Source organism: Bradyrhizobium sp. T-1 (assembly GCF_053592855.1).
The window spans coordinates 7701703-7727282 of record NZ_CM132115.1; the positions used below are offsets into that span (position 1 = coordinate 7701703).

Annotated in this window: 20 protein-coding genes; 9 read left to right on the forward strand and 11 right to left on the reverse strand. The window is 61.6% G+C overall.

Translation table 11 applies throughout. The annotated features are described in order from the left end of the window. The first annotated feature begins 1 nt into the window (after position 1). Positions 2–1114, forward strand: a complete 1113-nt coding sequence (locus ACWAT4_RS36855) for an ABC transporter permease (RefSeq protein ID WP_449731312.1) — start codon at positions 2–4, stop codon at positions 1112–1114. Here ACWAT4_RS36855 and ACWAT4_RS36860 read toward each other — a convergent pair. The 3 genes from ACWAT4_RS36860 to ACWAT4_RS36870 form a co-directional block, all read right to left on the reverse strand. Beyond that, the gene (locus ACWAT4_RS36860; RefSeq protein WP_212297394.1) at positions 1111–1599 is read right to left on the reverse strand and encodes a DUF2059 domain-containing protein; all 489 of its coding nucleotides are present in this window, start codon (positions 1597–1599) and stop codon (positions 1111–1113) included. The two genes, ACWAT4_RS36855 and ACWAT4_RS36860, sit on opposite strands and share 4 nt — an antisense overlap. 10 nt (positions 1600–1609) lie before the next feature. After that, positions 1610–2830 (reverse strand): OpgC domain-containing protein, encoded by a 1221-nt coding sequence (locus ACWAT4_RS36865; RefSeq protein ID WP_449729349.1) that lies wholly within the window; start codon positions 2828–2830, stop codon positions 1610–1612. Positions 2831–3102: 272 nt separating this feature from the next. Beyond that, positions 3103–6159 (reverse strand): ATP-binding protein, encoded by a 3057-nt coding sequence (locus ACWAT4_RS36870; RefSeq protein ID WP_449729350.1) that lies wholly within the window; start codon positions 6157–6159, stop codon positions 3103–3105. Positions 6160–6485: 326 nt separating this feature from the next. On the opposite strand from ACWAT4_RS36870, the gene ACWAT4_RS36875 reads away from it, so the two are divergent. Then, positions 6486–6944: a hypothetical protein gene (locus ACWAT4_RS36875; RefSeq protein WP_249149089.1), complete on the forward strand. Its 459-nt coding sequence runs from the start codon at positions 6486–6488 to the stop codon at positions 6942–6944. Positions 6945–7170: 226 nt separating this feature from the next. After that, entirely contained in the window at positions 7171–8208 is a 1038-nt protein-coding gene (locus tag ACWAT4_RS36880) for a thermonuclease family protein (RefSeq protein ID WP_449729351.1), read from the forward strand. Between the two features lie 247 nt (positions 8209–8455). Here ACWAT4_RS36880 and ACWAT4_RS36885 read toward each other — a convergent pair whose 3' ends face one another. The 5 genes from ACWAT4_RS36885 to ACWAT4_RS36905 all read right to left on the reverse strand — a co-directional run bounded on the left by ACWAT4_RS36885 (position 8456) and on the right by ACWAT4_RS36905 (position 13364). Next, a complete protein-coding gene (locus ACWAT4_RS36885; RefSeq protein WP_212303881.1) occupies positions 8456–9424 on the reverse strand; it encodes an IS110 family RNA-guided transposase in 969 nt (322 codons plus the stop codon). A 367-nt stretch (positions 9425–9791) separates the two neighbouring features. Beyond that, a complete protein-coding gene (locus ACWAT4_RS36890) occupies positions 9792–10121 on the reverse strand; it encodes a hypothetical protein (protein ID WP_212302644.1) in 330 nt (109 codons plus the stop codon). A gap of 11 nt (positions 10122–10132) precedes the next feature. Next, positions 10133–11086, reverse strand: coding sequence for a hypothetical protein (locus tag ACWAT4_RS36895; protein WP_212302645.1), 954 nt, complete (start codon positions 11084–11086; stop codon positions 10133–10135). 450 nt (positions 11087–11536) lie between these two features. Beyond that, a complete protein-coding gene (locus tag ACWAT4_RS36900) occupies positions 11537–12313 on the reverse strand; it encodes a cyclase family protein (RefSeq protein ID WP_212302646.1) in 777 nt (258 codons plus the stop codon). A gap of 61 nt (positions 12314–12374) precedes the next feature. Next, positions 12375–13364, reverse strand: a complete 990-nt coding sequence (locus ACWAT4_RS36905; RefSeq protein ID WP_449731313.1) for a fumarylacetoacetate hydrolase family protein — start codon at positions 13362–13364, stop codon at positions 12375–12377. An 88-nt stretch (positions 13365–13452) separates the two neighbouring features. Between ACWAT4_RS36905 and ACWAT4_RS36910 the strand changes: the two genes are divergently transcribed. From ACWAT4_RS36910 to ACWAT4_RS36930, 5 genes are read left to right on the forward strand one after another with little or no spacing between them, the layout of a single operon-like run. Then, on the forward strand, positions 13453–14403 hold the full coding sequence (locus ACWAT4_RS36910; RefSeq protein ID WP_449729352.1) for an ABC transporter substrate-binding protein: 951 nt from the start codon (positions 13453–13455) through the stop codon (positions 14401–14403). A gap of 12 nt (positions 14404–14415) precedes the next feature. Beyond that, on the forward strand, positions 14416–15117 hold the full coding sequence (locus tag ACWAT4_RS36915; RefSeq protein ID WP_212426076.1) for a GntR family transcriptional regulator: 702 nt from the start codon (positions 14416–14418) through the stop codon (positions 15115–15117). Further along, positions 15114–15920, forward strand: coding sequence for an ABC transporter ATP-binding protein (locus ACWAT4_RS36920; protein ID WP_449729353.1), 807 nt, complete (start codon positions 15114–15116; stop codon positions 15918–15920). The genes ACWAT4_RS36915 and ACWAT4_RS36920 overlap by 4 nt, the downstream gene beginning before the upstream one ends. Then, on the forward strand, positions 15917–16681 hold the full coding sequence (locus tag ACWAT4_RS36925) for an ABC transporter permease (RefSeq protein WP_449729354.1): 765 nt from the start codon (positions 15917–15919) through the stop codon (positions 16679–16681). The genes ACWAT4_RS36920 and ACWAT4_RS36925 overlap by 4 nt, the downstream gene beginning before the upstream one ends. Next, complete coding sequence (locus ACWAT4_RS36930; protein WP_212426073.1) at positions 16678–17445, forward strand: ABC transporter permease; 768 nt, start codon at positions 16678–16680, stop codon at positions 17443–17445. The genes ACWAT4_RS36925 and ACWAT4_RS36930 overlap by 4 nt, the downstream gene beginning before the upstream one ends. Before the next feature lie 255 nt (positions 17446–17700). Here the strand turns inward: ACWAT4_RS36930 and ACWAT4_RS36935 are convergent, their stop codons facing one another. The 3 genes from ACWAT4_RS36935 to ACWAT4_RS36945 all read right to left on the reverse strand — a co-directional run bounded on the left by ACWAT4_RS36935 (position 17701) and on the right by ACWAT4_RS36945 (position 25135). Beyond that, a complete protein-coding gene (locus ACWAT4_RS36935) occupies positions 17701–21126 on the reverse strand; it encodes a DEAD/DEAH box helicase (RefSeq protein WP_449729355.1) in 3426 nt (1141 codons plus the stop codon). A gap of 139 nt (positions 21127–21265) precedes the next feature. Then, a complete protein-coding gene (locus tag ACWAT4_RS36940) occupies positions 21266–23842 on the reverse strand; it encodes an AAA family ATPase (RefSeq protein ID WP_449729356.1) in 2577 nt (858 codons plus the stop codon). A gap of 138 nt (positions 23843–23980) precedes the next feature. After that, positions 23981–25135, reverse strand: coding sequence for a tyrosine-type recombinase/integrase (locus ACWAT4_RS36945; RefSeq protein WP_449729357.1), 1155 nt, complete (start codon positions 25133–25135; stop codon positions 23981–23983). Between the two features lie 260 nt (positions 25136–25395). On the opposite strand from ACWAT4_RS36945, the gene ACWAT4_RS36950 reads away from it, so the two are divergent. After that, entirely contained in the window at positions 25396–25572 is a 177-nt protein-coding gene (locus ACWAT4_RS36950) for a hypothetical protein (RefSeq protein ID WP_449729358.1), read from the forward strand. Positions 25573–25580 lie beyond the last annotated feature (8 nt).

The window sequence follows — 25580 nt, forward strand, 5'->3', positions numbered from 1 at the left end:
CATGCGCATCGACAACGTGCTTCGGCTCGGCATCAAGGAATTGCGCGGCCTCGTGCGCGACCCGATGCTACTCGTGCTCATCGTGTATTCCTTCACGCTCGCCGTCTATGCCGGCGCCAAGGCCCTGCCGGAAACCTTGAACCGCGCCGCGATCGCCATCGTCGACGAGGATCACTCACCGGCCTCGACCCGCATCGGATTGGCCTTCACCGCGCCCTATTTTTCCGAGCCGCGCCTGATCTCGCTATACGAGATGGATCGCAGGATGGATGCGGGCCTCGACACCTTCGCGCTGGACATCCCGCCGGACTTCCAGCGCGATCTCCTGGCGCGCAAGTCGCCGGCGATCCAGCTCAATGTCGACGCGACGCGCATCTCGCAGGCGTTCAATGGCGGCGGCTATGTCGAGCAGATCGTCAGCGCGGAAATCGCGGAATTTCTGGCGCACACCCGCAACGCGCAGACCCCACCGATCGATCTGGCGCTGCGAGCGCGCTTCAACCCCGAACTGAAGAAGTCCTGGTTCGGTGCCATCGACCACGTGATCACCTCGATCACCATGCTCTCGATCATCCTGACCGGAGCGGCGCTGATCCGCGAGCGCGAGCACGGCACGATCGAGCACCTCCTGGTGATGCCTGTCTCTCCGCTGGAGATCATGGTGAGCAAGGTCTGGTCGATGGGAGCAGTGGTGCTGGTCGCCTCCACTCTGTCGATCCTGTTCGTGGTGAAGGGATGGCTGGCGGTCACGATCGACGGCTCGGTGGCGCTGTTCCTGCTCGGCGCGGCGTTGCAGCTCTTCGCCACCACCAGCATGGGCATCTTTCTCGCCACCGTTGCCGGATCGATGCCACAGTTCGGGTTGCTGTTGATCATGACCCTGCTGCCATTGCAGACGCTCTCGGGCAGCATGACGCCGAGGGAAAGTATGCCGCAGTTCGTCCAGGACATCATGCTGGCCGCACCGAACACGCATTTTGTGATGCTCGCCCAGGCCATCCTGTTCCGCGGCGCGGGCCTCGAGGCCGTCTGGCCGCAGCTGCTCGCGCTCACGGTGATCGGCGTCGTGTTCTTCCTGATCGCGCTGCGGCGTTTCCGCGCCTTCCTGGCCTAGAGCTTGTGGCCCTTCTGGCGCAGCGCCTCGATCAGGCGCTGCTTCAATTCGTCGGCGGCCTTCTGGCTGACGTTCTGGCCGATCTGCGCACTCGCCTGTGCCAGCGCATCCGACTGCGCCAGAAGCTTCTGTCCGGCCGGCTGCGAATAGAACGCCTCGATCTGGCGCAGCTCGTCCAGGGTGAAGCTTGCGGCATAGACGGCGGCGGTCTGTTCGACCATGGTCGCGAAGAACGGCGCGTAGATTTGGGCGCCCGGCGCCGTCATCGCGTCGTAGTCGCGCTCGATCTCCGGCCTGTCCTGCGCCACCACCGGCCGCAGCTTGAGCAGAAGCTGCGGCAGCAGCGCGCGGTATTGATCGGTGATCTTCAACGTCACCATGAGCTTGCGCGCCGTCGTCATCGCCTCCGGCGACGGCGCTTGCGCGGATGCGCCGCCGACGAGGAGCAGGAGGATGCCGGCGATCGTCAACATGCGTCTGGACATGGGCCTCTCCTCACCGGCTCGCAGGCGCAGCCGCGGCGCCAGTTGCGGCCGGGGCACTCTCGATGGCAGCGTCTGGCTCTTCGACCTCGGACACTCTCACGAAGAGGCTCGGCACCCGCTCGGCGCGATCGAGCAGCCAGGCGGCGCCGACCATGATGATGATGCCGACGAGGGAGACTGCGAGCTGCTCCCAGACGCCCTTGGTGTATTGCGTCAGGATCCAGTGCGCGGAGAACGACAGGAAGACGCCGAGGCAGAAGATCGGCAGCGAGTGCTGGCCGCAGAGGATGACGGGACGCAGCCAGCCGGTGTGCAGCGCCTTCCATTTGCGCGAGACGAAATACGTCACCCAGATCGCCAGTGCCAGGAAATGCGTGAAGCGCAGCATGTCGAGGTCGGTCTTGTCGATCGGGTAAATCGCCTTGATCATCCATTTCGGGACCAGGGCCTCGAGCGTGTGGACGTGCCAGGTCATCACGATCAGAAAAGCGAAGACGAGCCAGGCCGCGGCCAGCGTCATCGTAGCCCTCGACCACACCCATTTGCCGATCCTGTCGATCTGGCCGATGCCGCACCAGGCGGCGAACACGAACATCAGCTGCCAGCAGAACGGATTGAAGTACCAGGTGGTGCCGGGCGGATAGGAGGCGATGTTCCAGTCGAACCGGCGCGACAGCACGTACAGCACCACGGAGGCGGCGAGCGTCAGGTTCGGACGGCGTACCAGGCACCAGATCATGAAGGGCGCAGCCAGCACCAGCGTGATGTAGAGCGGCAGCACGTCGAGATTGACCGGCTTGTATTTGAGCAGGATCGCCTGCCCGATCAGCTCGTCCGGATGCGACAGGAAATTGAACACGTTGAACTCGTGCTCGTACATCGGATTGTCGAAGCGGCGCGCGGTGCGGGCGATCTGCGCCGTGAACAGCAGGAACAGCATGATGTGGGCGACGTACATTTCCGCCGCCCGCCGCCACAGCCGCTTCAGCGCGGCCAGGAACCAGCCGCCGGCGACGACGGGGCCGTAGATCCAGCCGACCAGATAGCCGGAGATGAAGACGAAGAATTCGGCGGCGTCGCTGAAGCCGTAATTGCGCAGCGTCAGCCAGGCCACGACGTCGTGCGGGATGTGATCGAGGAAGATCATCCACAACCCGATGCCGCGGAAGAGGTCGAGCCGCAGGTCGCGCTCGACCGGCGCCAACAGTGCTGCATGGTCCCGTATGATCATGGCCCCGCCTCGTCGGGTGGGCGTCGCGCCATCGCGGCGCCGATGCAATCACATGCTAAAAAATATCAAACAAATCGTCACCTAGCCCTGAAGTTAGATGGACGGCCGACGGTAGCCCACCTTGGCGCCCGCGCAAGGGGCTTTGTGGCCACATCCGGGCCGCACCCCACAAAGGCGAAAACAACCCCATGCACAGTAGCTAAGTCCTTGCATCGCCAGCGAAACTCATTTGGCCCGCCGGGAAGAAGGGGCTCGCATGCCGGAGGCCTGTCTCAGGTCGGCTGATCGCCCTCGGCGAGCACGCCGTTCAGCATCGCCTCGGCCTTCTGCTGCAGCGGCCGCGCGCCGCTGTCGGACGCGATCGCGATCGTGGCGCGCAGCGCGGCCAGGATGACGGCCCGGTTCTCCCGGCTCGAGGGAGGCGTCACCACGGCTTCGCCGTACAGGGCCTCGGCCTCGAGGCCGGAAAAACCCTGCTGGCGCGCCGTGTTGCGCGCCTCGCGCAGCATGTTCTGCGCGGCCTGCACGTCGCCGAGCTGGTTGGTCGCCAGCGCCAGGGAGATCGAAGAGCGCAGCACCGCCGAGGTATAGCCGACGCTGCGCGCCTCTTCGCGCGCCTCGGCCAGCATGCGGCGGGCGCGGTCGAGCTGCCCCTGCTCCAGATAGGCGATGCCGAGATGGCAGGCGAGCGCCGGCACGAACAGGCGGATGCCGTGCTTCTGCGCCAGCACGAAGCCGCCTTCGAGAATGGAAGCGGCCGCCGCCGGATCGCCCCGGCCGAGCATCAGCCAGCCGCCGCTATAGGCGGCAGCGACGCGGTCATAGGGACGGCCGGTCTCGTCCGCAATCGCAGCGGCTTCTCGCTGGAGCCGCTCGGCGGAGTCGAACTCACCCATGACGATGTGGGTGAAGCATTTCATCATGCAGCAAAGCAGGAGGGTGTATTTCGGCGGCGTGCCGTATGGTGCACTCGCTTCCGGCGCGAGGAGATGTGCGCGCGCCCGCGCGAATGTCTGCTCGGCCTCGCGGTATCGACCCGCAAGAAAATAGGCCTGTCCGAGATTGTATTGCGCAAGGTTGCGCCACCCCGGATTGCCCGACTCCTCGGCAAGACCGACGACTTCCTCGCCAAGAACGACGGCCTCGGCCGGCGTCCCGTAGAAGTTCTGCCCACCCGCCATGACCGTCAGGGCCGCGACCTTTCTGCCGACGTCATCGATCTGGCTGGCCCGTTGGTCCGCCTCCTTTCCGAGATCGACCCACTCGGCGACGCGACCCGACCAGATGAACGCCATGCGCGCCTCCATCCGGAGATCGATGGCGTTGGTCTCCCGCGGACGCGTCAACGGCGTCTTGTCGAGCGAATTCATCGCGGTCCGGAAGTAGTCGACAGCCTCGGCATAGGCCGAGCGCACGAGGCATTTCTGTGCGGCGCTTCTCCCGTAGTTGAATGCCTTCGCCCAATCCTTGGCGCGCATGGCGTGGTAACAGAGGGCGTCGGGATCATCCCGCCAGGTTTCGTCGCTCTCGAAAGCCGCGAGCACCCGCGCATGGACGCTGTCGCGCACCTTTTCGACCATCGACTCATAGGTCACCTGGCGGACCATCTCGTGCCTGAATTCGAGCGAATTCTCGAGATCGCTATCGATCCTGACGAGCAGCTCGGCTCGGTCGAGCGAGGCGAGACAGTCCTGAAAGTCATCCTCAGGCAGCTCCGAGACTCTGCGGACCACGGCTTCGCTTGATCGCGGGCCCAAGGCGGCCGCGACTTGCAACACCAGGCGCTGTTGCCTCGATACGCGATCGAGGCGGGCCGCGATCACACCCTGAATGCTGGTGGGAATACCGAGCTCGTCGATCGGACGCACGAGAGCGAGGTCGCCCCACTCGCCGCGCAAGGTGCCGCTGTCCTTCAGTCCGCGGCAGACCTCCTCGATGAACAGCGGCACGTTGGCCGTATGGGAAATGATCCGGCTCTTCAGATCGGCGTTGGTCTCGGCGGATCCAAGCATGTCGGACAGCATTTCCAGGCCCGAATCGTCGTCGAGCGGCCGCATCGCGACGACCTCGGCGTGGCAGCGCGCGATCCAGACCGGCATGCCGGTCGGGCGGGAGGTGAGCAGCACGAGGAGATCGGGCACCGCCAGCGAAGCGATGGCGGCGACGACGACGTCGCTGGCCCGGTCGATCCAGTGCAGATCCTCCAACAGAAGGATGGTCCGCTGGCGGCCGGCCAGAGTCCGGATGACCGCACAGCTTGCATCGGAGATCACGCGGCCGCGGGCATGAGGCTCGAGCTCGTCCCATTGCGGATTCGAGATCGGCACATCGAGCACCGCGTCGAGCGCGCTTCTCTGGATCGTGGACAGGTCCCTGAGGAGATCGCCGGGATTGGCAGGATCCCTCGCGGCTGCGTCGATGGCCGACAGCAGGATCCGCTTGAGCGTGCTGAATGGCGCGCCTTGCAGATTCGGGCTGCACTCGGCGTCGATCAACCGCCAACCCTCGGCCTTGAGCTTCTGCGCAAACTCATGCGCCAGCCGCGATTTGCCGATGCCGGCATCGCCGAGCAGCAGCACGGTCTGCCGGCTCGCCCTCGCCTGTTCCGAACTGCGGTCCAGCAGGGCTCGCTCGGTGGTGCGATCGACGAATCGGGAGACACTGCGGGCACGCCGGACCCGCCAGCTCGACAGATCGCTGGCACCGACGATCCGGTAGACCGGCACGGGCTGGCTGAAGCCGCGCAGCGATTTGCCGCCGAGGGACTCGAACCGGACATGGCCGTCGGCGAGCTGCTGGCAGGCTTCCGAAACGTAGATTTGATTCGCCTCGGCCTCCTGCTCCAGCCGCGCGGCCAGATGCTGGGCAGCACCGCCAATCTCGTAAACCTTGGAGAATTCGCTGGCGACCATGTAGGCAACGACATGGCCGGAGTGCAGGCCGACCCGGACCTGAAGGGCGGGATCACCCAGGCTTGCGACGCGCCGGACCAGTTCGATCGCGGCATGACACGCCATCGGCGCATGGTTGTCGTCCGCGATCGGGGCGCCGAACACAGCGGAAAGCCCGTCGCCCAGCTCCTTGCTGACGATGCCGCCGAACTGACGCACGGACGCCCTCATGGCCGTGAGCGCCGGCTCGAGGCGCGAGACCGCTTCCTCTGGCTCCAGTTCGGCGACGAGACCCGTGGAATCGATGACGTCAGCACGAAGAATCGTCACAAACCGACGTTCGCTGTCGGGATCGACCCGTTGACGCACTGCGGCCCCGCATTTGGAGCACCAGCTATCGTCCGGATTGATCGCCGATTGACATGCGAAGCAATGCATTCCTGCGCCTCAAAGGCCGCGGCCCGTCTGTCGATCAGAATCCGCGGACGACTTCCGATGAGAATACCCATCGAGACCTACTTAGCAATCGCGTCCGCTCCGCGCCGTTAGCTGGGCACAGCGCGGGTGGCGATCTGGACGAAACACAGTCCTGAGTGGTAGCGTCAATACATCCCAGCACGGGGGGCATATATTTCGGCGGCGCAGGGTTGGTCAAACCGGCCGGCGTCGCGGAGTTGTATGTATTTTCGCACAGCCAAAGACATATTGAGGGGAAAAAGGCGATGGGGTCGAGACCTTATAGAGGCAAGCCATTCAGAGATTTGATGAACAGCAACTACTTCCCTCTGGCCAACATGAAGAAGAGCGTGGCCAAGCTGAAGGCATCGGACGACATCGATGTACCGACTCTGGAATACGGCCAGTATCACCTGATTCTGACACCGGCCTCGAAATGGCCGGAGGGCAGCGCCAAGCACTGGCATAAGGAGAAGGGCCGGGCTCGCGTCGACCTCAGCGCCCAGCTGAACACTGTCCCGCTGTCCAGAGACGAGCCTGGGGTCATTCCCTTGACGCGGTGCGACCTGCTCGATGCCTGCGTCCGGAAGTGCTTCAACTCCGAGCCGCCGATCCCGATGAAGACCAACATCATTGTCCACGCGCCGGGCGATGCCCTGGCGGACCGGCACGAGATCCGGTTGGAGTGGGATTACAAGAAGGGATCGGACAAGCCGACGCTGCTCCATCTGACGATGGTCTGTCCGCACAGGCCTGAGAAGGGCTGATCCTCGGGCTCGATCGCAGCATCACCATCTGATCTGAATTGCGCGGGACGGCATTTGCCGGCCCGCGTTTTTTTCTGTGTGGCGAACGCACCAGGCCGGCCCCGTGGCGTCTCACTACACTTTCTCCCGTCATGGGCCTGTCGCACGAAGATGGTCCGCTACCTTCGATTGCATGTGCGAGTCGCGCTATCGAAGCGGCCGCGAAACTCATGAGGAGGAGCGACCGATGCCGGTTGGATTGCTCGAGGTCGAAGGCACGATCGAGGTCAGTCAGTTCTGGCCAGAGGGACGCTCGGACGCCGACACCACGAAGGTCGTGGTGAATGTCGCCGCAGACGCGATCCGTTTCCGCGAGAACGATCAATCGCCGTTCCAGCCGACCCACGTCTTCGACAATGCCAAGGTCAAGGGCCGGACCAACACCGCGCCGATCAAGAACGGCAAGCTCACCATCCGCCTCCAGGGCATCGACGCGCCCGAGCTGCACTACATGCCGTCGCCGCTCTCCCCCGCCGAGAAGAAAGGCCTGACGGACGCGAAGCGGCAAGCCTATCACGAGGTCACGCACTCCTACCGGCAGTTTCTCGGCGCGACCTCGACCAAGGCGCTGCATGACTTCCTCGCCGGCGCTGGCGAGGCGACGCTCGCCTGCCGCGTGTTCACCCATGTCGATACGCCGAACGAGGTGTTCGACACCTATGGACGGCTGGTCGGCGATATCGAGGTGACGATTGCGAACAAGACGGTCGACATCAACCATTGGCTGGTCGAGCACGGCTTTGCCTATCCGACATTCTACTCCTCGATGAACGACGACGAGATCAGGGGCTTCCTGGCGCTCGCCAAGACCGCGCGCACCAAGAAGCTGCCGGTCTGGAAGAACCTCGCCAAAACCATTCCCGCCTTTGAATTCAGCCTGCGCGAGCCCAAGACAAACGAGACCGACGTGCTCGCAACCGACAAGGGCCCGGTGATCCTGCCAAAGCTCTTCCGCCGCTATACCAACTGGTCGGCGCGCAAGACGGCCAAGGTGACCAGCCAGAACTTCCAGAAGTTCTTGAGCGCAGGCTCCGGCGGCAAGCCCGACACCTGCTACGAGATCGACGATTTCCTGAGCAACGGCGTGCACTCCGCAACACCGCGGAATTTCGCGGAGTTCGTCGAGGGCGGCAAGACGATCAAGTTTCAGCCGGACGGGCTGGTGTTCGGCGAGGCGCCGTCGACGCTGGTTGGGCGGGATGGGAAGGTGATTGCGGGGTTTTGACAAACTTCGTTACGAAATGCTCGCGCGGGGCAATCGTAGCAGCGCGTAGCAACCATTAACTGGCGGCTGTGTTTTGCCTTTCGGATCGTCGGCGCCTGCCATGATGACGCCGTGCTCGCATCCGTCAAGGCGTGGCCTGGCGGCAGATCAGGTGAGGTGCGGGCGAGCGACGGCCATCCTTGACGGACGCTGCGCGCGGCGTCGTGAGGGACCGTAGGTCGGGACGAAGAAACACGTCCCGGTCGAACTAAGAAACAGGGAATGATCTCACCGGCGGTTCGCCGCACCATGGCGTGCCGCGAGCCACCACTGTGTTGGCGAAGATGAGCATCTTCCTGGCGCAGGCAACGAGCGCGCGCTTGTGCTCCTTTCCGGCTGCGGTCAGGCGTTGGTAGAGCTGGATGAGCTGCGGGTTCCATCGAAACGATGCAGCCAGTGAGGCGGTATAAAGGGCGCGACGCAGCCGCTTTCGTCCGCCCTCGATATGCCGCACTCCGACCTGGTCGCCGCTGTCGTCGTCATAGGGCGCAAGGCCGGCGAGAGCGACGGCTTGCTCCCGCGTGATCCGGCCGATCTCAGGCAGACGCACCAGGATGGCAACGGCAGTCGGCAGCCCGATGCCGTCGACGCTGTTGATCAGCGCGAGCCGCTTGGCAAGATCAGGGTGCTTGCGGATCGAGGTGACCAGGGCCTTGAGTGCGGCCTTCTCGCGTTGCTCCAGGCGAGCGATATCCTCGTGCCAGATCTTGTTAATCGTCACATTGCGGCAGCTTTCGATCCTGTTCTTGAGGCGCGCGATATCCTCGCCGATCTGATCGATCATGGTCAGCTGCTCGGCGAACCGCAGTAACCGCGGATCGGGCGCAGCATGGATCTTGCGCACCGCTGCGGTGCAGGCGGCAATAAGAGCGGCATCGATCCTATCGTTCTTGGCACGCTGCAAGTGGAATTTGCCATAGGCCCGGACCTGAGCCGGCTGAAACACCACAACCACAAACCGCTTGCGCCGCAGTTCGGCGACGACAGGCTGTTCGTAACCGCCACTCGCCTCGATGCCGATGCGTTTGACGCGATGCTGTCGCAGCCACGCCAACAAAGCCGCGTGACCTTCCGACGTGTTCTTCACTTGCAACGGCTCGCGGCAACCCTCGATCGCCACATCAAGCTTCCGTTTGCCGGTATCGATCCCGGCACAGATCGTGGTAGACTTGGCCATCTTCGTCGATCCCTCCCTTGTGATGCGAACCTTAAGTTCGTTCAACCATTCGGGTCCCGATGAAGTGCCGATCGCGATCTCGCTACGTCAGACAGCCCTCAAGGCTTCGGTGGGTACCGATCCGATCGAACGGCGGCCCAGTTCGGGCGGCCTCCCGGGCTGGGCCATTCCTCACGGAACGGCCCTCAATATAAGCGATCGGGCTAATACAAGGATGGGTGGAGCGGAACCCATCAAACTTTGTTCTCTTGATCAGATCGCACCAACGATTGCTGGTGCTGACTCCGCCCGTCAGGCGATGGGTTTCGCTTCGCTCAACCCATCCCACGAGCTGCGGCGCCGCGCGCCAACGATCGCCGGCGGAACGTCATCCGGTCGGGCCAAAGTAGATACAGTCCGGATCGTCCTTCGGACAGTTGCAACGGCCCATTCGATCCGACAGTTCGGCCAATTGGGGTTTGCTGTCGACAAACTGTTTGATGCTCTTCAGGCCAGTTCGGCGCACTCTAACGAATGTCCCGGCTTTGCCCACGTGCTTATTGAACTCTTCAGTCAAGCCTGCCGTCTTCACTGCATTCAGAATGTGAGCCAAACCATGGGCTCCGAATTCAACGTGCGAAGCGTCGCCCGGCCTCGGTTTCTTCTTCCGAGCGGCCTTTGCTTTCGTCGCAGTCTTTCGCACGACCTTCTTTGCCATGAGCATTCTCCCTACTGAGCAACAACGATCGTTGGCTTGAAGATTTTGAGGGCAAGGAACTGCTCAACAGCGGCCGCAGCTCCCCGCTCCGCAGGTCCACCAGAGTAAGTGACGAACTGGCCGCGATGTGGAACACCAACGGCCGCAGCCTGTGTTACTGGCAGCCTGTGGGGCAGATAGGGCTCCGCATCCAACTTTTGGGCCGCCGCTTGATCCAGGTAGATGCCCACTGTGAGTAGATGAGTGTCCGTTCGCGAGGCGGTGACGCCGAAGCTCGCATCAGCCACCTGGAAGGCGCGGCCGGCAGGCGCGAACACGATCTTGGGCGTAGCTGTGCCACCGATCTTTGTCACGAACTGTAGTTGATCGACCATGGTTGGCGGCCCTTTAACATTGACCGTACCCTTGGGCTTGTCGTTCTCGGCGACCAGATTCCCAAAAATCGTAAGGTTGAGAAAATCGTCGACCACCTTGTCGATGCCCACCCTTCCAGCAATCGGATAAATGTAATTCTCGTCGACCGGGCGCGTGCAAGTCGGGTGTTTGGTGTTCGCGATCAAGTCGCCAAGAGTATCGGTGATCGTGAAAATGCGCTCGTTTTGTCGCGACCGATCAAAGCTCCCGCTTGCGCTCATCGACACGACGGAACTTACCGGCAGGGGACGAATGAAGTTTATCTGAGGGTCGAAGTTATTCATCTCCAACCCGGTCAGATCAAAATTGTACGCAATGCCCGTGCTGTAGAGGATATCAACGATATGTCTGGCTCTTCCCTTCAATTGTCTGGGATCAAATTTGGCAACAGCTTCCGGGTCGTCCTTAGCTCTCTTGAGGAGATCTGTCCCTATCGTATGCGAAGTCAAATCGACTTGACCGTTACGAAAATTGTCGTCGTCGGCCAAATAGTTCAACAGTGCCTGCACACCGGCAGCGCGGGCCTCACAACGAATCTGCTTTACAATCACGCTCGTTCCTACGCCAGCCAGATCGCCGGGTAGCGGATGGATGGCACATCCACTTGAAGCGAGTCCGATAAGAGCAAAGAACAGAAGTCGTCGTCCCCCGGAAATGCCTCGCGCTCTCATAACAACCCCCAATATCACAACGCAGCATATGCGCGAAATAATTGCATGGAAATGCGTTAGTTGCGGGTTATGCACAGAGGAAGCCTTGGGGGCGCCAAAGACCAAGAAGCTAGGCTCCTAACGGATCGAGCACGCGAGACGCGATTTCTGGTTCGGGGTCACAAGCCGACGTAAAGCGGTTGAAATACAAAGGCTCGCTTTGCGCCCAAAAGCGGAATTCGAGTGGTCAAGTCCGTGAGTATGGTTGGGACGCGCAACCGCCGGGGCCGACAAATGCTGATGCCGACCATTCGACGCGTGACTGGCGCGCACGCAAACCTGCCTAGCTCACTAGCTCTCCAGAATCGCCACCGCTCGCGTCCATCCTGCCGAGGCGCGCTCGATCTTCACGGGGAAGCATGACACCTTGAAGCCGGTCGGCGGCAGCTGTTCGAGATTGTGCAGCTTCTCGAGATGGCAATAGCCGATATGGCGGCCGGCCTTGTGGCCTTCCCAGATCAGCCCGGCGTCTTTCGTCTCGGCGTATTTCTTCGCGGTATGAACGAACGGCGCGTCCCAGCTCCAGCCGTCGGTGCCGGTGAGGCGCACACCGCGCTCGAGCAGGTACATGGTGGCTTCATAGCCCATGCCGCAGCCCGAAATGACGTAGTCCTGCCGGCCATATTTGGCGCCGGCGCTGGTGTTGACCACGACGATCTCCAGCGGCTTCAGCTCATGACCGATGCGCTTGAGCTCGGCCTCGACATCCTTGGCCGTTGCGACATAGCCGTCCGGCAGGTGCCGGAAGTCGAGCTTCACGCCGGGCTGGAAGCACCATTCCAGCGGCACTTCGTCGATGGTCCAGGACCGCTCGCCGCGATTCATGGTCGGGTGAAAATGCCAGGGCGCGTCGAGATGCGTGCCGTTGTGGGTCGAGAGGCTGACCTGCTCCACCGCCCAGCCCTGCCCGTCCGGCAGATCCTCGGCCTTCAGTCCGTCGAAGAACTGCAGCATACGCGGCAGGCCCTGCCGGTGGTCGATATACTGGATCGTCGGATGATTGCCGGGCGGATCGGCCGGCACGTCGTTTTGCAGGGGGACGGAGATGTCGATCAGCTTGCTCGTCATGGCGCTTCCTCGTTGATTGTTCTCGTTGACTGTTTTTGATTGGCGGCCTTCAGGCGACCCTTCAGGTATCTTGCCGCTCGACGCGATTTTTCAGGATACCGATCTTCTCGACCTCGAGCTCGATCGTATCGCCGTGCTCGAGAAACCATCCGAGCTCGAGGCCGCAGCCATTGCCGACCGTGCCGGAGCCGATGAATTCGCCGGGCATCAGCGTCTCGTCCTGGGTGACGTGAGCGATGATCTCCTCGAAGGAAAACAGCATGCCTTCGGAGACGCCTTTCGAGCGGGTCTCGCCGTTGACGCGCGCCTCCATCTTGAGATGATAGGGATCTCCGATCTCGTCCGGCGTCACGATCCAGGGACCCATCACGTTGCCGCCGTCAAAACTCTTGCCCTTGGCCGGGCCGAGCCGCCCCTCCATCTCGATGCGCTGGGCGTCGCGCGCGGAGAAATCGTTGAAGATGGTGTAGCCGAAGATGTGATCCTTCGCCTTCGCCGCCGAGATGTTCGCGCCCTTGTTCTTGGTGATGATGCCGAATTCGAGCTCGTAGTCCATGACCTTGCTGTAGCGCGGCCATTTCACTGTGGTGTTGGTGCCGCGGACGCTGAAGCGGTTGGTGATGTAGAAGATCGGCTGCTTGCGATAGACCTCGGGCAACTCGCCGAGCGGCTCGGCGTCGATGCGCGCCAATTCCGCCATGTCGCCTTTGGCGCGCGCGGCGAGCTTCCGCTGCCCGCGCGGCGCCTGCAGGATATGCAGCGCGAACGACATGCCGTCGCGCATCTGCCGCGGCTCCGGCACCGGCGCAAGGATGTCGACGGCGCTGACGGCCGCCGACAGCGTCGCGTCCCGGCCGTGCTTGTCGAGCAAGGCCTGGGCCCGATCGAGTGCGCGCGGCCCCGCGTCGATCAGCGCCAGCATCGAGCCGAAGGCCGGATCGGCCCCACCGTCCCGCGCGGCGGCGGCAGCGAGGTCGAACACTTGGCTGTCGTTGGCGTGGACGGCTCCGACCTTCTCCTGACCGGCCGATCTGAATGTTGCGAGCTTCACCTTGGGCACCCCTTGCTATCGTTAGAAATATATGATCAGATAAAATATCGATAAACAAGCCTGAAAAATACAAATTGGGGAGAGCGCGGTGAGGCGAACGCAGATAGGGGCGATGTTGGCGGGTCTCGCGCTTGGCGTTGGGATCTCGGCTGCCGTGACGGCCCCCGCGCTGGCGCAGGCCAAGATCCAGATCGGCTGCACCGCAACCTCCGACTGCGCCTCGGCCATGGTCGCGGTCGACGAAGGCCTCTTCAAGAAGCACGGGCTGGACGTCGAGATGACGCCGATCGCGATCAACTCCAACATCCCAGCGGCGATCCTGTCGAACTCGATTCAGGTCGGCGGCCCCACCTCCACCGTCTTTCTCCAGGCCGTCGACGGCGGCCTCGACCTCGTCGCGATCGCCGGCGCCTCGGTGATGAACCCGACCTCCAACACTGCGATCGCCGCCTTCGTCCGCAACGGCATCACCATCAAGGAGCCGAAGGATTTCATCGGCAAGAAGGTCGGCGCGCCGGGCCTGAATGCCTTTCTCCATGTGCTGTTCGTGAAATGGCTGGTGGAGAAAGGCGTCGATCCCAAGAGCGTCAATTTCGTCGAGGTCACCTTTCCGACCATGGCCGACATCATCAAGTCCGGCGGCGTCGATGCCGTGCTCACCGCCGAGCCGTTCGTCACGCGCATGAGCAATGCGGGGCTCGGCTCGGTCGGCGCGCGCTACGGCGCCGAACTCGCCCGCACCGATCCGATCATCTTCTATGCCGCCTCGCGCGACTGGGCGGAGAAGAATGCGGCGACGGTAAAGAGATTCCGCGAGGCCATCGCGGAGGCCGCCGCAATCGTCAACAGCGATCGCGAGAAGGCCTCCGCCTCGATCGCCAAGTTCACCAAGCAGCCGCTCGAGCTCGTCAAGGCGACGCCGCCGAACCAGTCCGAGCCGAACCTTAAGCCGGAAAACCTCACCTGGTGGATCGGCGTGATGTCGTCGCAGAAGATGCTGCAATCGAAGCTCGACACCGCGAAACTGGTGCTGAACTAAAGGACATCGACGATGCCTGCTCCCGAGCGCACTTCCGAACGGCCGCCGGCCGAAGGCACCTTGAGCGAGCGCGCCGCAAACCTCATCGAGCAGGACATCCTGGCCGGAGATCTCGCGCCGGGATCGCGGCTCGGCATCGTCGATCTCGTGCAGCGTTACGAGATCGGCGCCACGCCGCTGCGCGAAGGCTTGTCGCGGCTGATGTCGCGCGGCCTGATCGTCGGCATCGGCCAGCGCGGCTTTCGTGTCGCCGAGGTCAGCCGCGACGATCTCGCCGACATCACCTGCATGCGCACGGCGGTGGAGATCGAGGCGGTCAGGCTCGCCATCCTTCACGGCGATGCCGCCTGGGAGGCCGGCATCATCAGCGCGCTGCACCAGATGCGCCGGCACATCGAGCGCACCGGCAATGAATTCCGCGAGGGCGCGGCCGATTTCGACCGGCTGCACAAGGGCTTTCACACCGCCCTGCTCGCGGCCTGCGGCTCGCCGCGCATGCTGGCCGCCCATTCCGACCTCTACGACCAAGCCTATCGCTACCGCCGCGTGATGATGGGTGCCATCGACAGCGGCGAGGGGTTCATCCGGAGTCACCAGATGCTGGCCGACCACGTGCTCGCGCGCGACCTCGCCGCCGCGCAAGAAATGCTGGCGGCGCATCTGCACTCGACCATCGATTTCGTCTATCCGCAGGCCGGCGGGGAGCAATCATGAGCGTCGTTGCCCGGATCATTGAGGCGCGCGCCGCGCGGCGGCAAAAGACGCTGATCGCGTTCAACACCGCGACCTTGCGGCTCGGCGGCAAGACCATCATCGAGAATCTCGATCTGGAGGTGCGGCCGGGCGAATTCCTCTGCATCGTCGGCGCCTCCGGCTGCGGCAAGACCACGGCGCTGCGGCTCGCCGCGGGCCTCTACCGCCCCACCAGCGGCGCCGTGACCTTCGACGGCGAAGAGATCACCGAGCCGCGCCGCGAAGTCGCGATCGTGTTCCAGGATTACGGCAAGGCGCTGCTGCCGTGGCGGACCGCGGCCGGAAACATCTCGCTGGCGCTGGAGGCCTCCCGCGTGCCGGCGCGCGAGCGCGGCGCGCGCATCGAGGCGCTGCTGCGCAAGGTCGGATTGCCCGGCCATGCCGACAAATATCCGACCGAAATGTCGGGCGGCATGCAGCAGCGCCTGCAGATCGCGCGCTGCCTTGCGCAGGAGCCGACGACGCTATTGATGGACGAGCCGTTCGGCGCGCTGGATGCGATGACGCGGCAGGGCTTGCAGGACGAGGTTTTGTCACTGACGCAAGCGAGCCAGACGACCGTGATCTTCGTGACCCACGATCTCGACGAAGCCATCTATCTCGGCGACCGCGTCGTCGGCCTGCTGCCGCATCCGGGCCGGATCGGCATCGAGCTCGACGTCGACCTGCCGCGCCCGCGCGACCAGCTCGCCACCCGCGAGCATCCGGAATTCCTGCGGCTGCGCCGACAATTGTTCGACTTCATCAAGGCGAGCGAACATTGAGCGTCGACCGCGCCAGGCCCTTGCTGTTGCCGCTGGCGCTGATGCTGGCGTTCGAGCTCTGGGCGCGCCTCACCCAGCTGCAGAGCGACAGCCTGGCGCCGCCGAGCGCGATCCTCGCGGCGCTGGCCACAGCGCTTGCCGATCTGTCGATTCCGATCGCGACCCGCGACACGCTGTTCGCCGCCTTTGCGGGCCTTGCGATCGGCAGCGCCATCGGGCTTTCGCTCGGCATCGCCTTCGGCATCTCGCACCCCTTCAACCGGCTGATGGAGGTGACGGTCGAGGCGATCCGCCCAATTCCCTCGATCGCGCTGCTGCCGATTGCGCTGATCGCGCTGGGCTTCGGCTACCGGATGGAGATCGTGATCGTGGCGTTCGCCTGTGTCTGGCCGATGCTGATCATGACGCGCAGCGCGGTGCGCAGCATCGAGCCGCGATTGATGGAAGTGTCGCGGGCCCTGCGGCTGAGCGCGACGCAACGGATCGCGAAGATCGTGATCCCGGCCGCGCTGCCGCGGATCTTCGTCGCCTTTCGCCTGTCGGCCGGCATCGCCCTGATCGTCGCCGTCACCGTCGAGATCGCGATCAATCCGATCGGCTTAGGTGCCGGCATCATGCTGGCGCAGCAGGCGCTGCGCGCCGACCTGATGCTCGCTTATCTCTTGTGGATCGGCGTGATCGGTTACGCGCTGAACATCCTGCTGATTGCGGCCCAGCGCCGCCTGTTCGGCCGCGCCGCGCTCGCCGGAGACAATCCATGAACCGCGCAGCGATCCTCTGGCGTGTCGCAAGCATCCTGGTCGCGGCCGGCTTCATCGCGGCCTGGCAGCTGATTGCCAATCTGCACCTGGTGTCGCCGGTTTTTCTGCCCGGTCCTGATAGGGCCTGGGCCGCGCTGGTGCGCGGGTTTTCGAGCGGCGATCTCGCCAGCAAGCTCTTCGGCACGCTCGAGCACATGGCCTATGGCTGGCTCGCGGCCTCGATCGCCGGCATTGCGCTCGGCGCACTGATCGGATCGTCGAGGATGATGCGCGCCTATGTGGCGCCGTCGCTGGAATTCCTGCGGCCGCTGCCGGTCTCGGCGATCATCCCGGTCGCGATCGCGATGCTCGGGCTGACGCAAGGCATGGCGCTGTTCGTCATCGCCTTCGGCGCGATCTGGCCGATCATGCTCGCAACCATTCATGGCTTTGCCGCAGTCGAGCCGCGGCTCTACGAGGTCGCCCGCTCGCTGCAGATGTCGCGCGCCGCCATCATCGGCAAGATCGCGCTGCCCTCGGCATTGCCCGACATCCTCGCCGGCATGCGGCTCAGCCTGACGGTCGCGCTGATCCTCTCGGTGGTCTGCGAGATCCTGGCCGGACTCGACGGCCTCGGTCAGTGGGTCCTGCTCTCGGCCCGCGCGTTCCGATCCGCCGACCTGTTCGCCGGCGTCATCCTGCTCGGTGCGACCGGATATCTGACCTCGATTGCGGTGTCGCTGGTCGAGCAGCGGCTGCTCGCCTGGCAGGCTGCGGCCCGGTAGCATTGCGATCACATCGCCAAACAAAAATGGCCCGCTTTGCAGCGGGCCATTTTCGTATCGGAACCGGTCATTCCGAATTTGGTTGCGGGGATAGGATTTGAACCTATGACCTTCAGGTTATGAGGGTGGTCGGATCGGACAAATAATTGAATTTATTCAATGATCAAGCGATTCCGTTGTGCCAATTTTGTGCCGTGGAAGGGGTGGGAACGCGGCGTGCTGCTTCGGAAGGATCAGGAAAATCTTGTAATGCCGTCACGGTCTCAAGATGACCCTAAGCGGTATTCGGCGATGGTCCCGGAGGGACTTTTCCACAAAGCCCAAGAGTTGAAGAATGGGTTGGGTGACCGCCGCCTTGGACACACCGGGCTGGACAATCCATACCCTGTACTCAAAACGATATTGATCCCATCTTGAATAGAGCTGCCGCAGCATAGAGAGGGTTCCGCGCTCAAAGCGCGTGGATTCGTCACGATCGAGGCGCCGACGCTCACGGTTTATCATGTTACGAATGAAGCGCTTTGGCTTGTGACAAAACTGCACTGACTTCAGGGCTTGCCCGGCGACCACATAGACATCGTCAAGGCGCGCTTTGGCCGTGTCGCTCGAAGCGTACTTGCAGTGGCACAAGAGCACCTCAACGACGTTTTCACGTGTCTTGATGGCAATAATATCGGCAAACTCACCTGTTCCGTCGTCATCGAACAGGATATCCAGGTCTTCCTTTTCAAGTTCACGCAAGACTCGGTATTGAATTGAATCGGCGCGGCGTTCCGGCCCCTGAGATTCAACGCGAATATCTGTTCCCTTCCAGTCCCAAGCGGTCAGCGTTTCATCGAGAACGGGACCTAGGTCAGTCTCTGCCGGTGGCACGTAGAGGTGGGAGTAGATCAGGAAAGAACCATCGCCGAAATCGACCTGGGGCGCATCATCGGCAAAATAGTCCGCCAATGGGACCACGCCACGGCGACCCTTAATCGTACACGGGGAGCCCGCCACCTGAGGATAAGATGCTTCGTTACCGGTAAACCTCACCTCAAACGACGCCTCTTGATCGCCGCTGCGCACGCTGAAGCTGATTGGTCCTGTCAGTTCGTGGCTCGTAAGGACAAGATCGCACTCCGCAAGCGGGCATATTGTGCTGCCGAACTGGACTTCAACTCGCTCTTCGAACGACATCAGGACGCCCATGGGCCAATGAATCACGAGCGGGTGGGCGTCGGGCCTTTCGGTTATTTGCCGCGGGCGCATTGCTGAGGCAAACGCCGCCGACACGGGAATGCTGCTATTGGTGAGCAAAGCTCCAATTCGGTGACACCACTGAGTCCAATCTGTAAGATCGTGAACCTTGGCATGCGACCAAAACTTTCCCTTAATCGAACAACCGAGCGTTCTGGGTTCTCCATCCTCGAAACCTGAGCCAAAGATGTTATTTTGAATCCTTTCCGTTCGCATCAAACTGTCGATTCCGTCACTGACGTCGATTCCCATAAGCATCGAATACCGGGTACCGCCGCCCTGGCGGTGCGTCATGCCCAGATTGCGAATGACGAGCTGGTTGAATTCGTGGAAGCAGCGGAACACGTCCTGGCCGCGAATGCGCGTGGCCTGATCTCCACAGATTGCTTTCGCGAGCATGTCCGTGGCTGAACCGCCCGTGCTGCTTACGTAGAGGATTCCATTTTCCTCGTCCCAATGCGCGAGGATTAACTCCCAGACGACATCCGTGGCTGTGCTTGAGGCGGTCCACTTGGCGATCGTTTCATGGCGGAGAACGCAAACGGCAATACGCTGGTGCTCATTGAGCTTCATGCCGACGAAAGAGCCTTGAGGCACGATATCTTCTATGCGGTGGGGGTCCCATCGATTGCAGTCTTTTGCCACAAAGACCAGCGTGTTCATCGAAGGTTCGATGGTCTGCAAGGGTATCTCTGAGAGATCGCCCTCAAACCCCTCGAACACGGCAGCGCGCTCCATTTCACGGCCAACCCGATCCGCATTAATCGTTGAGATCAGCAAGTTCCAGTCAGCTTCTTCAGCATAGAGCTTGGCGAGCGCCCTATCGACACGATCCTGGTCCGTATTTGCAATGAGCGTTGCTGTGCCGAGGTCAGTGCGTGCGCGAGCGAAGCGTCCCACGAATTGAAGGGTCACGGCCACGCTGGCGAACACGTCGTGGACACCGGCAATCTTCAGCTCGGGGAGATCAAAACCCTCTCCCAACATGTCCACGCAAACGATGAGGCGACTCTCAAAGCGCCTGAGCTTTGCAAGATTCTCGCCTCGCTCCGATGACTTCTGATTGCTGTGCACGAGTACGGGATTGAACAGCGGATACAGCGCCGCGTACTTCTGGTAGAGATCTTCGGCACGGCCAATCGACTTGCAGCGCACCATAGCCAGATGATTCAAGCCGGCCTTAAGATCACGTTGTAGTACTTCGCCGACCTGCCTCATGATCTCGTCGTCGGCCTCGGCGCCATCCAAATCACTTACGGCCCGAAACTCGACCTTTCCGAAATATTCCTCAGCCTGCGCCTTAGCGAGTGGGTAGTAGTAGATAAACTTCCCATCGACCTTTCCGCCATCTTCCCGGAACGGCGTCGCCGTAAATTGGTAGACCGGCTTGGTCTCCGCTGCATGCGCAAACCAAGCGCGAAATTCGCGCCAGGTGCGCGCCTTGATATGATGTGCTTCATCGATGAAGAGGGCGCCACAGAGTTGTGCCATCCGTTCCTGAACCGCGGGATCGGCCCTACCGGCAACAGGCATGGTTGTTACGATCACGTTCGCCCGTCGAAATAGTGTATCGACCTCCTGGACATTCTTTGGGATATGCTCCAACTGGAGGACCATTGGATACCTGATTGCCGACGTCAGGCATTGTTGCTCCTGGAGGACGCCCAAGGTCACCATCTTGTTTGCAATCTGTTCACGCAGAGCATCCGTCGGCACAACCACCATTAGGCGCGAGATGCGATCGTGCGCGTAGATCGCCAGCATGGTTTCGGTTTTGCCGGTCCCCGTCGGCATGACGATTGTAGCGGGCTCGGTTGAACTTGTGGCGTGGGCGAGCGCCGCGTAGAGCGCACCTATTTGAGGCCTGCGGAGGCCGGGAACGGGCGGCGATGTATTGGTACCAAATGCACCCTCGCGGGGCGAAAATTGGTCCTGCCACGAGGCCAACACACCCTCACAGATTTCCGCAGCTTCCTCTTCACTGAGTGCTGATGGTCGACGTGGACGCGGCGACAACCAAACGCCTTCGCCTCGATCAAGTACGTCGCGAATAGCGTCAACGTCTTCCGCTCTAGGGGCAAGAAGCAACGGCTCATCGCCCGTTGCAGTAGTTGTCTTCTTCGAAACGATGAGTAGCGAGGAATTCGGCTCGAACGTGAAGCGAAACGCGGAAAGATGTTTGAGTTTAACTGGCTCCAAAGTACCTTCGTAGGGTCCTTGCTTGAATGCCAATCGGCGCAGCGGATTTCCGAGGACCGAGCCTTCTTCGTGAAACCGAGCTGGCAGGCTCAGCCTGACTAGAGGCAAGCTTTGCTTAATAACAGGGATCGATACTTCGGCGGCGGGCGGCTTGGGCGCAGCGTCACGCTTTCCGCGGCCCGACTTCGCAGAAACAACAGGCTCACCGAACAGATCGCGAGCTACGGGTTCGCTATCGCTCAACTATGCGTCCAAACAAATAGGCAAACACCATCGAGAATCGGCGCTCACCGAAAAGTTCAGGGTACGCCCCTATTCAATCAGGGCAAGAGCTAAGTTGCAGTTATTCCAGGCCACACTTATTAGGAATTACCCCTTCACCTCAGGAGATTGCCTTTTGACGCTGACGAAGGCTGTCGGCCCAGGCTCGCACCGCCTGAACGTCGTTGAGCATCTCGTCAGGCGTGGGCGGTGCGGCGTTTCTTCCCCGTGACCCATCATGCGCATCGGTGAGGTCACAACACTTCTGAAACCCCTTTTCGAAGGCGTCGACATCGGCCTCAGCGAGGACCGTCGCCTTCCGAAAGTTCTTTGTGTTGATGTAGTCTCTGTGGCGCGAAATCACGCCGTGAAAGGCGACGTCTTCGATGGCGCGTTCCCATGTGCTGCGCAGGTTGCTATAGATTCTGTGCACTTCTTCCTTGTACGCAACCTCGTCGTTCTTATCGTACAATAGCTTAGCAGCGCGAACGTCCTTCTCCATCTTATCGACGCGATCCCGCACATTGGATGCCATCCAAGGAAGGCCTTGGGCCACCATGCCGGTGCCGGACGGGCCTCGTGAAAGTGAGACGAGCTTCACCGGCATCTTGAGCTGCTCGGCCTTATCATTGAGGTCGTTCACAAACACCAGATCATGAGTAAAGACAATGATCTGACGGACGGACGCTTCTTCAACTAACCGCTGTGCAACCCTATCGCGCCAACGATGGTCGAGAGACGTGACCGGGTCGTCAAAGACGAGAGCTGATTGGTGGGGAGCCGTAGCAAGTTCTGCGATAAACGCGGCAAGCGCCACACAGGTCTGTTCGCCTTCGCTTAAGACGCTATGCACGGGCGCATTCTTGTTGGCAAACAGCCTTACCTGGTAGACCGGAGAGCCATACTTTCCACCAGCACGCACGATCTCAACGCGAACCTTGTCGGCCGCCAAGCGAACGATCTCCTCTTGGAATCTGTCGCGCATTTTTGGCGTGATCACCTCGTCGGCGATTGTGTTGCCGAGGCGCGTAATGGCGGTCGTGGCTGTGTCATTTACACAGCCGGCCAGGAGTTGGAGCGACCGCAGTCGCGCGACTTCAATACGTGCTTTGTCGAGGAGAGTTTGAATCGCAATACGATCGGTCAGTTCGTCGCGCTCGGCTTCGAGGCGCGCACGCCCCTTGAGGTCGGCGGCTTCCAGAAGCTCTTTGGCGTAGTCACGAGCTGCGGTTTCGAGAGCCTGAACCCGTTTAGCCGAGCTGTTCGGAAGCTTGGGTATCTCGCGGTGTTTTCCATCCGCTATGGCGCGCCTGCACAAGAGCCGACGAAGGCGGGCGCTCGCGAGGAAGCCGAGGATATCTCGGCCCAAGTCCGGGTCCGCAATGGCAAGCTTGCGGCGCGCCGTCCCGTGGAGGCTAATGCGCCTCCGATCAAATCCCTTCAGTGCTTCTGAAAACGTGCGCTCCACATCGACAGCCCGTTGTTCGACATCTGATTGGACAAAGGCCTCGAAGGCTGTCATGCGTCCTTGCGCCTCTACCGAAAGGGATTGCTGGCAGAGAACACACAGCTTATCGGGAGAGCACGCTGGGAAATGTTCATCCTGATAGGCAACTTGTTGCGAATATTTCCGCGCAGCCTCCCACAGCGCTTTCCAGGCGGCGTCACCAACGCCGCCGAGTGCTGACGATTCAAACGTCTTGGTCGCGGCCAAAGTTGCCGCCTGTCGGTGCCCCTTGGCCGTCTCATGCAGCGATTGGAGACCTTGGAGAGTTGCGTCGCTGGCTAGGCCTTCGGCCTCAGAGAGCTGCGCGGCAAGGGCTCGCAGCTCATCGGCATAGAGCGCCTGCTCGGACGAGGCTTTCACCGGATCCTTGGCCAAATCCTCTACGAGCCGTTTGTGGCGGTCGCGCTCTTTGGCGCTCAGCTTACCCAATGTTTCAAGGGGACCAAGATCTGAGGCCGCATTCAAGGAGGACATGATCTTGCCGACTGCGGTCGTGCCCTTCCATGTCGGCTTTGCGAAGACCACGTCCCGCGCTGCTTGCAACGACGCTTGCTCGGTCGTGAAGGCGGTTTTCAGGCGCTGGCATGCGCCGGCCAGCTCGTCGGGAACATCCAGGCCAAACGGGCGAAACGCCACTTCGTTCTTTTCGCGCACATGAACGGCACCGCAATCGCGGTCAAAGACGTTGATGGCGGATAGGGTCGGATGAGGCTGGTCATCGTCCGTCCACTGCACGGCTGGCTTTTCCTTGCCCCCGCGCAAATATCCAATCGCAGCCGTCGCCAGCTTCGGGCTCGCCTGATCATAGGCATCAGCCATAATCTGACCAGGGAAACGGGCTCGACATGCGCGCTTCAAGACGCGGGCATACCCGGATTTCCCGGCGCCGTTGTCGCCATAGATGATGGTAAGACCTGTTGGACCAAAGGGTAGCTGCTGGTCACGCGCAAGCTGATTGACTCCTTCAATGCCGGAAATGGAGCTAAGCGAGATCGACTCCCCAGCACCGGGGGTCGCCGGCAAGTCGCTCTTGATTAGCGGCTTTGCTATGAGCTTTACGCCGGTATCACCGTGCTCCTTCTTGCACAGGGCGATGAGGTCAGAGATATCACCGTCCTGCAGCGATCCGTTGACGACAATTCGCCGCAAAGCGTCGCGCTGCCACTCCGGCCGGTCCTGCGACCAATCCAATATGATATCCAGAGCGGATCTGGCTGAGTTCTTCGCGGGCATGGCAATAAATTAGGTTGTATGCAGCCATACTCGCTATTTGTCAGAGAAATGACAATACATTTCGTCAGTTGTGACAATGTTTCGTCGGCAATTGGCTCAGCCGAACATGTCTTCGGCGATCGCGTCCATGGCCTTCCTATGGTCGTCGGACTTAAACAGGTGCCCATAGCGGTCCATCGTGACCTGAAGACTGCTATGGCCGGCGAAGGTCTGGACCGTCTTCGGGCTTAATCCGGCATCGATCCAGCATGAGACCGCAAAATGCCTCAGCGCATGCCAGTTGAAGCGCGCGGGCACCTCTGAATGCTGGGCAGGGTCTTCCTTGTGTTTCGCCTCAAGCGCGTCGAACAGGGGCAGGAACTTTCGTTTGACCATGTTGTCATGGCCGGTGTACCAGCCGCGCCGGTTTGGAAACACCAGGTCCTCGGCCTTCTTTCGCTTCGTGCGCAGCTTCCATTCTTTGAGCAACAGAATGAGCGACTGCGACAGTGGGATTGCTCGCATCCCGGCGGCGGTCTTGGTCACACCTTCTTCGCCATAGGCATCGACCCGCGCCTCGACCTCGACCTCACCTTTCACGAGATCGATGTGTCGCCAGCGCAGGGCATGTAACTCGCCGGCTCGAACGCCGGTCGAGCTCGCGAAGGCGAGTTTTACCCGAAAATCTTGATCGGCGACGCCGAGCAGGGCTCGCATGGCCTCCTTGGTGGGCGGCACGATCTTGCGCGCGCCCTCGCCGCGCTTGCCGATGACCTTTACGCTACGCGCGACATTCACGCCGACCATGTCTCGGCTGACCGCATACTGAAGCAGCTGCTGCAATGTGCTCAGGATCTTGCGGGTCACGACAATTGAGACGCCGGCATCTCGCAGCCGGTCGCGAAAATCGCCTACAGACCGCGCTGTTAACTGAGACAGGCGAATGGCAGCGATACCTCTATCGAATTCCTTTAGGCGCGCCGGGCGCGTTCTTCCAGCGTGGCGCTTGGGATCACGGCAGATGTAATTGCGGATATGTCCTTCGATGACATTGTAGTGGTGGCGAGTCATGCGTTCGCCGCGCTGACGCCGCCCCTCGCAATAATCCAGATACTGATCCGCTGCCTCCTGCACCGTGAATTTCGAAGCGTCGCCGCGGAAGGTGCCGTCGCGCATCTTGCCTTCGGTAGAGATGCGGAAGGCATCGGCTTCGCGCCGGCTATCGAACTGGCGGCGCTCGCGGTGGCCGTTGGCGTCCATGATGTCGACCAACCACGCTGTCCTTTCGGTGCCGTCGGCATTCTTCCAGGTCCGTTTGCGGATCGACATGATGACTACTCCTGCAACAAACTAGCACGCGTGCAATGAGCGCTTCCCAAAAATCCTCTTGCGGGGAGTATGCTTTGCAAAACATTCCCACATATTCCCAATCCGATTCTAGACGAGTGAGATTCAGCGACGCAACCGAATAATCAAGGTTCATAGGCTCGGTACCTGCCGGCTCTACGCCCGTTCAGAATATGGCGTCTCCGTTGATGTTCAGCCTCTCGCTCCGCAGCGCATCTTTCTCGAAGAGCCTTCAGGGCCGCTTTTCGCCATTCGCGCGCTTCGCGCCGGGCTCCCGCGCGGGCATGACGTGGCAGAAAGCGCAGACCCGCAAGCTTCCTACGGAATTCAGCATTGATCTCAAACAGTGCTCCATCGTCTGACGATGGCG